Here is a 12,260-nt window from a genome sequence, read left to right as displayed (position 1 = left end):
TCTCGCGTATTGCATTAGTTTCAACTAATGGAACTCGCTCACCTCCGCGCCTTGCGGGCTCTCGGCGACCGCGGCAGTATCGCCGCCGTGGCCGCCTCGCTGCGGGTCACCCCGTCGTCCGTCTCGCAGCAGATCGCGGCTCTGCAGCGCACCACGCGCATCCCCCTGACCGAGAAGGTCGGCCGTCGGACGACATTGACGGCCGCCGGACGGGCATTGGCCGATGCGGTGGCCGAGGTCGAGGTCGCGCTGGAGAAGGCGAACGAGGCGGTCGAGCGCTTTCACGAGGAGGCCACCGGCGAGGTGACGGTGGCCGCCTTCACGAGTGCGGCCCTGGCGGTGTTCGGGCCGCTGCTCGAGGCGACCGCCGGCACTGCTGTGGGAGTCTCGGTGAGCGACCACGACGTGCGGCAGGACGCGTTCCCCGGCCTCGTCCTCGACCACGACCTCGTGATCGCGCACCGGCTGCGGAACAGTGCGCCGTGGCCCGAGACGGTGGCCGTGGTTCCGCTGCTCGAGGAGCCCCTCGACGTGGCGATGCGGCCCGGGCATCCCCTCGCTCAGTTCTCGTCTCTGTCGGCCGACCGGCTGCGCGAGGCCGAGTGGGTGGCCGTGCACGACGGTTTTCCGCTGGAGGGGGCGATCGAGACCCTCTCGACGGTGGCGGGGATCGACGCCCGCGTGCGCCACCGGGTGAACGACTTCGTCGTGGCGGCGGCGGTCGTGGCGGCCACCGACTGCGTGGCGCTGATCCCGCGGCACCTCGGGGCGGACGCCCTGTCGCCCGGCGTCGTGCTGCGTCCGACCGAGGGCTTCTCGATCGCCCGGCACATCGACGTGCTCGCTCGCCCCGAGGCGTTGCACCGTCGCACCGTGCAGCGCGTGCTGTCGGAGTTGCGCCCCCTCTTCGCCCGCCCGTGACTGTCCCCGATCTGCTGATCGCAGCGCCTCACCATCAGCAGATCGGGGACAGTCACCGCACTCGCGGGGAGGCTAGAACTCCTCGTGCTCGTCGGGGTCCTGCCCCCAGATGCGGCCGCGGTCGAGAGCGGAGATGGCGGCGACCTCGTCGGACGAGAGCTCGAAGCCGCTCAGCTCGAGGTTCGCGCGGCGACGCTCGGGGCTCGACGACATCGGGATCGGCACGATCCCCTGCTGCACGTGCCAGCGCAGCACGATCTGGCCGGTGGTCACGCCGTACTTCTCCGCCGCCTCCGTGATGGGCTTCTCGTCGAGCAGGCCGGTGCCGCGACCGAGCGGGCTCCAGGCCTCGGTCACGATGCCGAGCTCGGCGTGGACCTTGCGCAGCTCCTCCTGCGTGAACATCGGGTGCAGTTCCACCTGGTTCACGGCCGGCGTGACCCCGGTCGCGTCGACGATCTTCTCGAGGTGCTCGGGGGTGAAGTTCGAGACCCCGATCGACCCGAGGACGCCCTCGTCGCGCAACTCGACCAGCGTCTTCCAGGTGTCGACGTACTTGCCTTGCTTCGGCAGCGGCCAGTGGATCAGGAAGAGGTCGATCTTCTCCAGGCCCAGGTTGGCCAGCGACAGACGCACCCCTTCGCGCGCCTCCTGGCGTCCGTGGTGCCGCCCGGCGAGCTTCGAGGTCACGACGATCTCGTCACGAGGCACGCGGGATGCCCGGACCGCGCTCCCGACCTCCTTCTCGTTCTCGTACCGGAACGCCGTGTCGATCAGCCGGTAGCCGAGGTCGAGGGCGTTCGTCACCATCTCGTCGGAGTCCTCGCCGTGGTGCGGGAAGCTGCCGAAGCCGATGGCGGGGATGCTCCGCCCGTCGTTCAGAGTGCGGCTCTCGAGTGCGGTGGCGGGCTGGATGTCGGGCATGTCTCCTCCTGAGGTCTTCGGCCGAGCCGAAGCGAATCGTCGGGCGGGCCGAAACCGAGCCCTCCCGAGACTTCACAGTAGGCAGCGGATGCCCGGTCCGTCACGTCTTCCGAGCAAATGTCCTGTCAACCGCACCTCACAGCCAGCGGCGTCGCTTGAACACGAGGTAGAGGCCTCCGCCGAACACGAGCATCAGGGCGAGCGCGAACGGATAGCCGAACTTCCACTGGAGTTCGGGCATGTTCGTGAAGTTCATCCCGTAGATCGAGGCGATGAGCGTCGGCGTGAACAGGATCGCCGCCCACGAGGAGATCTTCTTCACCTCCTCGTTCTGCTGGATCCCCTGATCGGTCTGACGCCTCGTCACGATGGTCGCGTGCACGGTCAGCGCGTTGTCGAGGATCGCGCGGAACGAACCGACCCGCTCGACGATCAGAAGCGTGTGGTCGAGCACGTCGCGGAGGCTGCGCTGCAGTTCGAGGTCGACCCCGTACTTCTCCGAGCCGCGCTGGAGCCCCTCCAGCATCTTGACCAGCGGCCCCACCGCCCGCTGGAAGTTGATGACCTCGCGCGACAGGTTGTAGATGCGCTCCGACAGCCCCGGGCCGGCGTCCATGTCGAAGAGGGTGTCCTCGATCTCGTCGATGTCGTTCTCGAGACCCGCGATGACGGGCTCGTACTCGTCCACGACCTGGTCGAGGATCGCGTAAAGGACGGACTCGGGGCCCTGGGTGAGCAGGTCGGGGGCCGCCTCCATGCGCTTGCGGACCTTCATCAGGTCGGGAGACTCCGCGTGCCGCACGGTCACGACGAAGTCCGGCCCCACGAACAGGTGGAGCTCGCCGAACTCGACGGTCTCCTCACGATCCACGTATCGCGCCGGTCGCAGCACCGCGAACAGCGTCGACCCGTAGCGCTCGAGTTTCGACCGCTGGTGGCCGAGCATCGTGTCCTCGACCGCGAGGGGATGCAGGTCGAACTCCGCGGCGACGGAGCGGATCTCCTCCGGGCTCGGCCGGTAGAGGCCGATCCACGCCATTCCGTGGTGCTCGTCCATGAGCCGGTAGGTCTCGTCGAGGCTCGTCGGGTCGTCGATGCGGTGGCCGGCGACGTAGACGCCGTTGTCGATCAGGGGCATGAAGGCAGGATGCCCGGCGGCGGTGAACTCGAGGTGACGCGATCGAGCCTCAGTGCTGATGGAACAGCGGCACGACCAGGTAGATCCCGTAGAGGACCGCAGCCCCGCCGACGCCGACGCACAGGTAGCCGAGGAGCGTGGCCCCGACCGGCCGCGACGAGAGCGTCCCCGCCGTCGCAGTCTCGCCGCCGTCGTCGGGCGAGCCGATCGAGAGGAGGCGGAGCCCGACCGAGAAGACGGTCACGATCACGACCGTCGCGACGAGGGTGACGATGCAGACCTCGGCGATCGAGGACCAGTTAACCCCGAGGAATCCGGTGGCGGGGGTGGAGGCGGCCGCGGCCGCGGCGAGAAGCGATGTGCTCATGAGGAGAGTCCTTTCACCGAGCTGATCGGGTCACGAGGCGGCGGAAGCCGAGGCGGCGACCACGGGCCGTCCCGTGGCCGTGGCCGAGTCGTCGTTGACCGTGTGCTGGCTGACCGGGTGGCGCCGGGCGAGCATCACGAAGGTGCCGCCGCCGCCGATCGCGAGGACCACGACGATTACGAGGCCGATCGGCCCCGTTCCGGCGAGCCAGGCCGCGACTCCCCCGGCCAGCGCCGCCGCGGGCAGGGTCACGATCCACCCGACCGCGATCTTGCTGACCGTGTTCCAGTGCACCGAGGCGAGCCGTTTGCCGAGACCGGCTCCGACGACGGCGCCCGAGGTGATCTGGGTCGTGGAGAGGGGGAAGCCGAGGTTCGACGAGATGAGCAGCGTGGCCGCCGAGCTGGTCTCGGCCGCGAAGCCCTGGGGCGACTCGACGTCGGTGATGTTCTTGCCGACGGTCCGCATGATCCGCCAGCCGCCCGTGTACGTGCCCGCCGCGATGGCCAGGCCGCAGATCAGGATCACCCAGAGCTGCGGACCGGTGTTCGTCGCCTGGTAGCCGCTCACGATCAGGGTCAGGGTGACGACGCCCATGGTCTTCTGTGCGTCGTTCGTGCCGTGCGCGAGCGAGACGAGGGAGGCGGACACCGTCTGCGCGTGCCGGAAGCCGCGCTTCGCGCCGTGCACCTCGGCCAGCTTCGTCACCTTGTAGGCGACGTAGGTGGCGATGAGTGCGACCGCGCCGGCGATGAACGGCGACAGGACGGCAGGCAGGACGATCTTCGACAGGACGCCGGAGAAGTCGACCGCGCTGAGTCCGGACCCGATGATCGCCGCTCCGATGAGGCCGCCGAAGAGGGCGTGGGTGGAGCTGGACGGAAGCCCCAGCCACCAGGTGCCGAGGTTCCAGAGAACCGCGCCGACCAGGCCCGCGAAGATCAGCACGGGGGTGATGTGCGGGAGCCCCTTGCCGTCCTCGGTGAGGATCCCCGACGACACGGTCTTGGCGACCTGCGTCGAGAGGAAGGCCCCGACGAGGTTGAGGACCGCCGAGATCAGCACGGCCACCCGGGGCTTGAGCGCTCCTGTGGCGACCGAGGTCGCCATGGCGTTCGCCGTGTCGTGGAACCCGTTGGTGAAATCGAAGATCAGTGCGATGGCGATGACCATCAGCACGACGATGAGAACGCTCATTCCGGATGACTCCAAGCTTCGTGGAGGCTCCGGCGTCGGTGTCGGAGCGGATGCCGCGACCGTACGCGTGGCCCGTGAACGGGGGGTGAATCATTCCAGGTGGGCGAGCAGGACCCCGGCGACCTCGTCCGGGCGGATCCGCTGGCGCGAGACCAGGGCCGTGGGATGCACGGACCCACCCCGCACGAAACGCCCCAGTGCCAGGAACGAAGCCGTGACGACCTCGTCGGCGCCGCCGTGCCCGCCCGCGTCCACGTGGCCGTGGTCGCTCGTGACGCCGATCAGCCAGTCCTCGTCGTGGGTCTCGGCTCGAGCCGCCACGGCGGCCACGATGCCGGCGAGATGCGCGTCGACCCGGCGGAGCGCTGCCGCGTACTCGGGCGAGGTGCCGCCGTACAGATGCCCGGCCTCGTCGACCTCCCCGAGGTACACGAAGCTCGCGTCGGGACCGGCGTCGCGAAGGGCGAGCCTCGAGAACGCCGCGATCTCGCCGTCGCCCGCGCGGTAGCCATACGTTTCGCCGTCCCGGATCACGAGGCGGTGCATCCCGGAACGCTGTTGATCCGATCGGGTGGCGATGACCGGGCCCGGGCCCGCGGGGTCGGCCAGAGGTGGCCAACTCACGGCGGCGAAGGTGCCCCTCGTCGGATCGGCGAAGAAGGCGCGGCTGAGGAGGTCGGCGTTCGCCGAGAGGGTGTTGCCGTGGAAGGTGTTGTCGAAGACGCCGTGCTGGGCGTGCGTCGTGCCGGTCAGGATCGACGACCAGCCGGGGCCCGACCAGGTCGGCACCTCCATCGTCATCGGGTGGAGGCTGCCGGCCTCGATCAGAGCGGCGAGCGCGGGGGCGGCACCCGGTCGGAGGGCGTCGGCGACGCGGAGGCCGTCGATGCCGACGAGGAGGAACTTGCGGCGGGTCACGCGCGGACGGTAGCACTACCGAGTGACGCGGCAGTGACGCCGGTGGCTCAGGCCTCGACGACGGCCTCCTGCGGAAGCTTCCGCAGCTTCGCTCGTCGACGGCGCCGCTCCGGCATCATCGAGCGCATCTCCTCCAGCTTGCCGAAGCAGAGCAGCCGGTCTCCCGCCTCCAACAGCACGCCGCTCCGGGGGTTCGGGATGACGGTGGCGCCGCGATGCAACGTCAGCACTGTGATGTCGCGATCCCAGAGCCCGGACTCCTTGATCGTCTTGCCGACCAGGTCGGCGTTGGAGTGCACGAGGAGCTCGGCGACCCCGTATCCGGTCGAGACGCTGAGGCGCTGCCGCACGTCGATCTCGGGGAACGCGACCTGGCTGTCGATGTAGTCGATGATCTCGCCCGCGACGTCGAGGCCGGTCGCCCGCTCGATGCCCTCGAGGCCGGGTGACGAGTTGACCTCCATGACGAGCGGGCCGTCGTTGCCCTCCAGCATGTCGACGCCGGCGACCCGGAGGCCCATGATCTGCGCCGAGCGCACGGCCGCCTCCTCGTAGGCGGCGTCGAGGGACACCTTCTCGACGGTGCCGCCGCGGTGGACGTTCGAGCGGAACTCGTCGCCGGTGGCCGTCCGGCGCATGGCCGCGACGACGCGGTCGCCGACGACGAGCGCGCGGATGTCGCGGCCTCGGCTCTCCGAGACGAAGCTCTGGATGAGCACGTTCTGCTTGGTCGACTGCAGCGTCTCGACGATCGACTCGGCGATCTTCGCTTCGGGCGCGAGGATGACGCCGATGCCCTGCGTGCCCTCGAGCAGCTTGATGACGACGGGCGCCCCGCCGACGCGCTCGATCGCCATCCGCACGTCGGCGCGACCGTTGACGAAGGCCGTGGCCGGCATGCCGATGTGGTGCCGCGAGAGGATCTGGTTCGCGCGCAGCTTGTCGCGCGAGTTGGTGATGCCGTTGGCGGTATTCGGCGTGTAGACGTCCATCTGCTCGAACTGCCGGACGACGGCGGTGCCGAAGTAGGTGATCGAGTTGCCGATGCGCGGCAGGATCGCGTCGTAGTCGGAGAGCAGACGCCCGCGGTACTGCAGATCGGGCTCGTCGCCCGAGAGGTCGATCGCGAACCGCAGAGTATTGAGCACCTTGACGGTGTGCCCGCGGTCGAGAGCGGCTGCCTGCAGTCTCTGCGTCGAGTACGCCTGCGGCGCGCGCGACAGGATGGCGAGTTTCACACTGCCAAGATAAGGGCATGGCCGACGAAACGAAGACCGCCGAGCCCTTCGTGGCCGGCTGGCGCGAATGGGCCGGGCTGCCCGGGCTCGGAGTGCCGTACATCAAGGTCAAGCTCGACACCGGCGCCCGCAGCTCGGCGCTGCACGCGTTCGACCTCGAAGAGCTCCCCGGCGACCGGGTGCGCTTCTCCGTGCATCCGTGGCAGGAGTCCGAGGCCGACGCCGTCACCGTCGAGCACGCCATCCACGACCGGCGCGTCGTCCGCAGTTCGTCCGGACACACCGAGGAGCGGATCGTCATCCTGACCGAGATCCGGCTCGCCAAGCGGACGATCCAGGCCGAGACGACCCTCAGCAACCGCACGCAGATGGGCTTCCGGATGCTGGTCGGCCGGGAAGCCCTCCGGCAGGGCTTCCTTGTCGATCCTGCGGGGTCGTTCCTCGCCGGGCGGGCGCCCCGCGAGGTCCGTCGCCGGAACCGCGGTCGGACGGCCTGACCGGCCCGGAGTCCGCCCGAGACCCCGTCAGACGATCGGGATCTCGACCGTCGGCGATGGCTCGAGACGCACGCCGCCCGCGAGCCGATCCGCGACGGTGAGCGACGTCGAACTCGGCCCGACGAGCAGCTCGCACAGCCGGAGGTCGCGCCGCAGAGCCGCCAGTCGCCGCGGGTCGCTCCCCCGCAGCTCGTCCCACTCGGCGAGCGTCATCCCCTCGGCCAGCGTCAGCCTCGTCCACGGCAGGCCCGGCCAGGAGAGCACGTCCGCGAGGCCGTGACCCGTGCGCTGGAAGGCCTCGAACCGGCCCAGCTCTCGACGGACGTCCCGGAAGACCAGGTCCTCGACGACCGACCCGCGGCGATCGACGTTCCGGGTCAGCTGCCCCAGCCAGCCGAGACGACGGTCGAGCCGGTCGGCGACGGCTTCGGAGGCGCAGGCGAATCCCACGACGCGGGCCGTCTGAGCGATGTCGCCCAGACCCCGCCATCCCTCGGTCCGCCACTGGTGCTTCCGGCTCGTCATGGGTCCGCTCCCGTCCTCGCTCGCAGTCCGCGAGCCTCTCGAGACCATTGGAGAGCAAATTGGACTGCCGGGAAAGATCCAATCCGAGGCAGGTGGATCCGAGGGCTCTCGGGGCGTGCATCCCCCGGCTTTCAGGTGTCCGACGACACCCGGTCGGACGCGGTCCGGCTCGCCTCCAGCAGCGCCGTCAACTCGTCGCGGACCCGCTCGAGCTGGTCGACCGAGACGCCGAGCCGTTCGACGATGCGCCCGGGCACCGCGAGCGCCTTCTGGCGGAGCGCCGCCCCCTCGTCGGTGAGGCGGATGTCGAGGGAGCGTTCGTCGACGGCGTTGCGCGAGCGCGTCAGGAGACCGAGCGACTCGAGGCGCTTGAGGAGCGGGCTGAGCGTGGCCGGGTCGAGGAAGAGCTGGTCGCCGAGGTCGCGGACCCGGAGCGGGCTCGCCTGCCAGAGCGCCAGCATGACCAGGTACTGCGGATGCGTGAGACCGAGGGGCTCGAGAACGGGCCGGTAGAGAGAGATGACGCTGCGGCTCGTGGCAGCGAGGGCGAAGCAGACCTGGCGGTCGAGGGCGAGGGGATCTTCCATGCACCCAATCTAGCGGGTACACTAACTGTTCGTGCGCAAAGTAAAAGCAGCGACCCCCTTCGACGACACTCCCGGCCTCGTCGGGCGGCTCAATCGGTTCCTCTACCCGATCGCCGGGCCGGCCTCCCTCGGCGCCGGGCACCCCGAAGAGCCTTACCGTGCGCCGGTCGACCCGGTCTGCCCGGTCTGCGCGAAGCCGCTCGCGGCGCACGCCATCGAGCGCGGCTCGGGGTCGAGCCGCACCTTCTTGAACTGCCCTCGCTAGCTCGAACCGCCCTCGATCGGTCGCCGCTCACTCGGAGAGCAGCGCCCGCATCGCCGCCTTGAGGGACTCGTTGCCCTGCCGGAGTCGAGCGATCTCGGATTCGAGGGATGCACGGCGGTCGTCGAGGGCGGCGGCGGTGTGCTCGGGCTCGGGAGTCGGCGCGGGTTCCGGGGTCGACGCTGGTGCGGGCTCGGGCGCAGGCTCGGCCGCCCCCTCGGAGGCGACGGCGGGCTCGACCCTGGTCCGGACCACGGGCGAGAACCGGGGGCGTGGTGCCCGGCGGGACCGCGCATCCCCCGCCGGCGTCGCCGCCTCGACCCAGCCCCGCAGGAGCCTCTCGCCCACCCCGAACTCGTCGGAGACGACACGGAACACGTTGCGGTCGCCCGGGTTGGTGAAGAGCCGTTGGACGACGCGCGCGGTGGCCGCCTCGCGGGTGGCGTCGTCGGTCTCGGTCTCGTGCGGCACGGCGCCCCTCTCCTGCGGCTCGTGGCCGCTGCTTGCGAGAACTATGGCACGTCGGCCCCTGCTCCCCGTCCCTCTCGAATTCGAGAAGGGGAGCTGGATCGGACTTGTCGACACCTGTCGAAAAGAGTAGGTTCATCTCGGTCCCACCGCTGCGACGCCAGCTCCGATGGCGCCTTCGACGACTCCCGTCGGCGGTCCCATTTCCGAGAAAGGCACTTCCATGTCCACTTCCGCACACGCAGCGGTCCTGCACGGCGTCAACTCCGACTTCGTCTTCGAAGACATCACCCTGGGCGACATCCGGCCCTCCGAGATGCTGGTCAAGATCGTCGCGACCGGCCTCTGCCACACCGACCTCGCCGTCCAGCACGGCGACCTGCCCGGCGTCTTCCCCCAGGTGCTCGGGCACGAGGGCGCCGGCATCGTCGAGCAGGTCGGCTCCAGCGTCACCGACTTCGCCGTCGGAGACCACATCGCCGTCTCGTTCGCCGCCTGCGGCCACTGCGCCAACTGCCTCGCCGGTCGCGAGGCCTACTGCCTCAAGTTCCTGCAGCTCAACATCGCGGGCACTCGCGAAGACGGCACCGGCACCATGACGGCGGCCGACGGCGGCCCGATGACCGGGTCGTTCTTCGGCCAGTCGTCGTTCGCCACCCACGCCATCGTCAGCGAGCGCAACGCCGTCAAGATCGCCGACGACATCTCGCTCGAGCTCGTCGGCCCCCTCGGCTGCGGCATCCAGACCGGCGCCGGCACCGTGCTCAACTCGCTGAACATCTCCACCGGCACGAGCATCGTCGTCTCCGGCACCGGAGCCGTCGGTCTCTCGGCGATCATGGCCGCCAAGGCCGCCGGCGCGACCACGATCATCGCCGTCGACGTGATCCAGGAACGCCTCGACTTCGCGCTCAAGCTCGGTGCGACGCACGCGATCGACGGCAAGTCCGACGACGTCGTCGAGCAGATCCAGAAGATCACCGATGGCCTCGGAGCCGCCTACGGCGTCGACACGACCGGCGTGCCCGCCGTCGTCACCAACCTCATCAACGCCACTCGATTCGGGGCGCAGATCGCCCTCGTGGGTGTGCCGAAGGCGACGGCCACGCTTCCCCTCGGGCTCGTCTCCGGCGCCGGCAAGACCCTCATCGGCGCCGTCGAGGGCGACTCGGTGCCGCAGAACTTCATCCCGCGCCTGCTCTCGATGTACCAGGCCGGCACGTTCCCGTTCGACCAGCTGATCACGACCTACCCGTTCGACCAGATCGAGAAGGCCATCGCCGACACCGCCTCGGGGGCCGCCGTCAAGGCCGTCCTCGTCATGCCGTAGCGCGTCGCCCGAATGACCGATCGCTCACAGGACCCGCGAAGTCTCCGCACCGTCGCCACGCTGCGGGCGGCGCTTCGCACGGCCCTGAGCGATCGGTCGCTCGACGAGATCAACGTCAGCGAGCTGTGTCGGATCGCGGGCGTCCGTCGCACGACGTTCTACACGCACTACCCCAGCGTCTCCGGCCTTCTGACCGAGATGCTGACCGCCGAGATCGACGAGCTGCTGGACGTCCCCGTCGGCCTCGACCAGTCGGTGTCGGAGATCTCCGCCGAGTTCCAGAAGACACTGGTCGAGGCGTTCGGTCTCGTGACGCGCGACCGGCCCCTGTTCCGCGCGGGCCTCGAGTCGTCGGTCGGCGCTCCGCTCCGACGAGCCCTGCTCCGGATGTTCGCCGACCGCCTCGAGATCGCCATCGGCGTCTGGCGGCGGTTGGGAGTCGAGGTGCCGACCGACGTCACGGTCGCGATCGCCTTCTCGGCCGGAGGCCTCTGCACCTCCGTCGAGGCGTGGGCGCTGTCGTGCGACACCGACTCGGTGGCGTGGGCCGACGCCGTCCGCGACCAGATGCCGCCGTGGTGGCCGCGGTACGCCTGAACGCACCGCGGCCCACCGGGCATCAGGCCCGCCGCACCGCGGCCCGCTTCTACTTCGCGAGGAACTCCAGCACGACGCGGTTCCACTCCTCCGGGTGGCTGACGGTGACACCGTGCGGCGCGCCCTCGACGACGTACAGCTCGGAACCGGGGATCGCCGCATGCGTCCGCGCACCCGACCCCTCGAACGGAACCGTCGCATCCCCGTCGCCGTGGATCACCAGGGTCGGCACGGTGACCTTCGTGAGGTCGTCACGGAAGTCCGTGTTGGCGAACGACGCCATCGCCTCGAGGGCGGCGAGCTTCGAGGCTTGCTTCGCGAGCCCGAGCGCCTCTTCGCGATCCGCCTCGCTGACCTTCAGCTCGCCGTCGACGGACAAGAACTGCGTGATGAAGTCGGCGTAGAAGGCGTCCTCGTCCTTCGTGAGCTGCGCGGTCATCTCGGCGGCCTGCTTCTTGGGCAGCGGGCCGTCAGGATTGTCGGAGCCTTCGAGGAGGTACGGCGGGACGGCCGAGGCGAAGACGACGCTGTGCAGTCGCTCCGTGCCGTACTTCGAGAACCAGCGCGCGACCTCACCGCCGCCCATCGAGAATCCGACGAGGGTGACGTCGTCGAGGTCGAGCTCGGTGACGATCGTGTGCAGGTCTTCGGTGAGGTGGTCGTAGTCGTACCCGGTCTTGGGCTTGTCGCTCCGACCGAAGCCGCGGCGGTCGTACGTGACGACGCGGTAGCCGGCGTCGACCAACGCGGGCACCTGCTTCTTCCAGGATTCGCCGGAGAGGGGCCAACCGTGGATGAGGACGATCGGACGACCGGACCCGCCGGTGTCGTCGACGTGCAGGTTCGTGTTCTTGAACAGACCGTGATGGGCAGTGATCTCGGGCATGGTGCTCCTTTCGGTCGCTGCATCTGCAGCGACCCCCATTCGTACCCGGATCGTCCCGAGCCCGCCCGGCCCGGGCATCCCCCGCTCTCGGATGGCGTCGTTTCGCCCTGGGTGCTCGCTTTCGCGCCGCGGCGCGAAACCACTCCCCCAAGGCGAAACCACGCCGGCGCCCACTCCGCGCGAAGCCCCGAACGCAGAGAAGCCCGCCGCGCCTTTCGGCGTGACGGGCCCCATCGGGCGCTCGGGGCTTCCAATCCCCGGGCTCCGTCTCTCGCGGCTGAGCCGTGGGAGACGTGTGGGGGCGGTGAGCCGGCGGGTGCTCCGGTGTCCCTGCTGGCTATTCCTGGATCTGGGCGGTGATGGTGGCGGTGCCGACGAGGAGCTGGCTCTTGACGGCGGTGGTGC

General features: G+C 69.7%; 15 protein-coding genes. 5 read left to right on the top strand and 10 right to left on the bottom strand.

Features of this window, described 5'->3' with window-relative positions; translation table 11 throughout:
- Positions 1–27: 27 nt before the first annotated feature.
- A complete protein-coding gene (locus tag ABEA39_RS00075; protein ID WP_345371804.1) occupies positions 28–921 on the top strand; it encodes a LysR family transcriptional regulator in 894 nt (297 codons plus the stop codon).
- A gap of 72 nt (positions 922–993) precedes the next feature.
- Here ABEA39_RS00075 and ABEA39_RS00070 read toward each other — a convergent pair whose 3' ends face one another.
- The 6 genes from ABEA39_RS00070 to ABEA39_RS00045 all read right to left on the bottom strand — a co-directional run bounded on the left by ABEA39_RS00070 (position 994) and on the right by ABEA39_RS00045 (position 6,703).
- Complete coding sequence (locus ABEA39_RS00070) at positions 994–1,845, bottom strand: aldo/keto reductase (RefSeq protein ID WP_345371802.1); 852 nt, start codon at positions 1,843–1,845, stop codon at positions 994–996.
- A 136-nt stretch (positions 1,846–1,981) separates the two neighbouring features.
- The gene (gene corA / locus ABEA39_RS00065) at positions 1,982–2,983 is read right to left on the bottom strand and encodes a magnesium/cobalt transporter CorA (protein ID WP_345371800.1); all 1,002 of its coding nucleotides are present in this window, start codon (positions 2,981–2,983) and stop codon (positions 1,982–1,984) included.
- Between the two features lie 49 nt (positions 2,984–3,032).
- Complete coding sequence (locus ABEA39_RS00060; RefSeq protein ID WP_345371798.1) at positions 3,033–3,350, bottom strand: hypothetical protein; 318 nt, start codon at positions 3,348–3,350, stop codon at positions 3,033–3,035.
- A gap of 30 nt (positions 3,351–3,380) precedes the next feature.
- A complete protein-coding gene (locus ABEA39_RS00055; protein ID WP_345371796.1) occupies positions 3,381–4,547 on the bottom strand; it encodes an inorganic phosphate transporter in 1,167 nt (388 codons plus the stop codon).
- Positions 4,548–4,637: 90 nt separating this feature from the next.
- Positions 4,638–5,465, bottom strand: coding sequence for an alkaline phosphatase family protein (locus ABEA39_RS00050; protein ID WP_345371794.1), 828 nt, complete (start codon positions 5,463–5,465; stop codon positions 4,638–4,640).
- A gap of 47 nt (positions 5,466–5,512) precedes the next feature.
- A complete protein-coding gene (locus ABEA39_RS00045; RefSeq protein WP_345371792.1) occupies positions 5,513–6,703 on the bottom strand; it encodes a RimK family alpha-L-glutamate ligase in 1,191 nt (396 codons plus the stop codon).
- 17 nt (positions 6,704–6,720) lie between these two features.
- Between ABEA39_RS00045 and ABEA39_RS00040 the strand changes: the two genes are divergently transcribed.
- Entirely contained in the window at positions 6,721–7,200 is a 480-nt protein-coding gene (locus tag ABEA39_RS00040) for an ATP-dependent zinc protease family protein (RefSeq protein WP_345371790.1), read from the top strand.
- A 27-nt stretch (positions 7,201–7,227) separates the two neighbouring features.
- Here the strand turns inward: ABEA39_RS00040 and ABEA39_RS00035 are convergent, their stop codons facing one another.
- The gene (locus ABEA39_RS00035) at positions 7,228–7,725 is read right to left on the bottom strand and encodes a hypothetical protein (protein ID WP_345371788.1); all 498 of its coding nucleotides are present in this window, start codon (positions 7,723–7,725) and stop codon (positions 7,228–7,230) included.
- A 131-nt stretch (positions 7,726–7,856) separates the two neighbouring features.
- Complete coding sequence (locus tag ABEA39_RS00030) at positions 7,857–8,312, bottom strand: MarR family winged helix-turn-helix transcriptional regulator (protein ID WP_345371786.1); 456 nt, start codon at positions 8,310–8,312, stop codon at positions 7,857–7,859.
- 31 nt (positions 8,313–8,343) lie between these two features.
- On the opposite strand from ABEA39_RS00030, the gene ABEA39_RS00025 reads away from it, so the two are divergent.
- Complete coding sequence (locus tag ABEA39_RS00025; RefSeq protein ID WP_345371784.1) at positions 8,344–8,577, top strand: hypothetical protein; 234 nt, start codon at positions 8,344–8,346, stop codon at positions 8,575–8,577.
- A 27-nt stretch (positions 8,578–8,604) separates the two neighbouring features.
- Here the strand turns inward: ABEA39_RS00025 and ABEA39_RS00020 are convergent, their stop codons facing one another.
- A complete protein-coding gene (locus tag ABEA39_RS00020) occupies positions 8,605–9,045 on the bottom strand; it encodes a hypothetical protein (RefSeq protein ID WP_345371782.1) in 441 nt (146 codons plus the stop codon).
- Between the two features lie 220 nt (positions 9,046–9,265).
- On the opposite strand from ABEA39_RS00020, the gene ABEA39_RS00015 reads away from it, so the two are divergent.
- Positions 9,266–10,372, top strand: coding sequence for an NAD(P)-dependent alcohol dehydrogenase (locus ABEA39_RS00015; protein WP_345371780.1), 1,107 nt, complete (start codon positions 9,266–9,268; stop codon positions 10,370–10,372).
- Between the two features lie 12 nt (positions 10,373–10,384).
- A complete protein-coding gene (locus ABEA39_RS00010; protein ID WP_345371778.1) occupies positions 10,385–10,969 on the top strand; it encodes a TetR/AcrR family transcriptional regulator in 585 nt (194 codons plus the stop codon).
- A gap of 49 nt (positions 10,970–11,018) precedes the next feature.
- On the opposite strand, the gene ABEA39_RS00005 is transcribed toward ABEA39_RS00010, so the two are convergent.
- Positions 11,019–11,855: an alpha/beta fold hydrolase gene (locus tag ABEA39_RS00005; RefSeq protein WP_345371776.1), complete on the bottom strand. Its 837-nt coding sequence runs from the start codon at positions 11,853–11,855 to the stop codon at positions 11,019–11,021.
- Positions 11,856–12,260 lie beyond the last annotated feature (405 nt).

The sequence above is a fragment of the Frondihabitans cladoniiphilus genome (genome assembly GCF_039544345.1).
Classification (GTDB): Bacteria; Actinomycetota; Actinomycetes; order Actinomycetales; family Microbacteriaceae; genus Frondihabitans; species Frondihabitans cladoniiphilus.
The sequence above is the reverse complement of the archived record's forward strand: the minus strand, read 5'-3'. Positions and strand labels throughout refer to the sequence as shown.

Excerpts from the sequence above, each read along its gene's own strand:
- ABEA39_RS00015 (WP_345371780.1), top strand. The coding sequence starts at position 9,266 with ATGTCCACTTCCGCACACGCAGCGGTCCTGCACGGCGTCAACTCCGAC.
- ABEA39_RS00070 (WP_345371802.1), bottom strand. The coding sequence starts at position 1,845 with ATGCCCGACATCCAGCCCGCCACCGCACTCGAGAGCCGCACTCTGAAC.
- corA (WP_345371800.1), bottom strand. The coding sequence starts at position 2,983 with ATGCCCCTGATCGACAACGGCGTCTACGTCGCCGGCCACCGCATCGAC.
- ABEA39_RS00010 (WP_345371778.1), top strand. The coding sequence starts at position 10,385 with ATGACCGATCGCTCACAGGACCCGCGAAGTCTCCGCACCGTCGCCACG.
- ABEA39_RS00005 (WP_345371776.1), bottom strand. The coding sequence starts at position 11,855 with ATGCCCGAGATCACTGCCCATCACGGTCTGTTCAAGAACACGAACCTG.
- ABEA39_RS00040 (WP_345371790.1), top strand. The coding sequence starts at position 6,721 with ATGGCCGACGAAACGAAGACCGCCGAGCCCTTCGTGGCCGGCTGGCGC.
- ABEA39_RS00055 (WP_345371796.1), bottom strand. The coding sequence starts at position 4,547 with ATGAGCGTTCTCATCGTCGTGCTGATGGTCATCGCCATCGCACTGATC.
- ABEA39_RS00030 (WP_345371786.1), bottom strand. The coding sequence starts at position 8,312 with ATGGAAGATCCCCTCGCCCTCGACCGCCAGGTCTGCTTCGCCCTCGCT.
- ABEA39_RS00035 (WP_345371788.1), bottom strand. The coding sequence starts at position 7,725 with ATGACGAGCCGGAAGCACCAGTGGCGGACCGAGGGATGGCGGGGTCTG.
- ABEA39_RS00075 (WP_345371804.1), top strand. The coding sequence starts at position 28 with ATGGAACTCGCTCACCTCCGCGCCTTGCGGGCTCTCGGCGACCGCGGC.
- ABEA39_RS00060 (WP_345371798.1), bottom strand. The coding sequence starts at position 3,350 with ATGAGCACATCGCTTCTCGCCGCGGCCGCGGCCGCCTCCACCCCCGCC.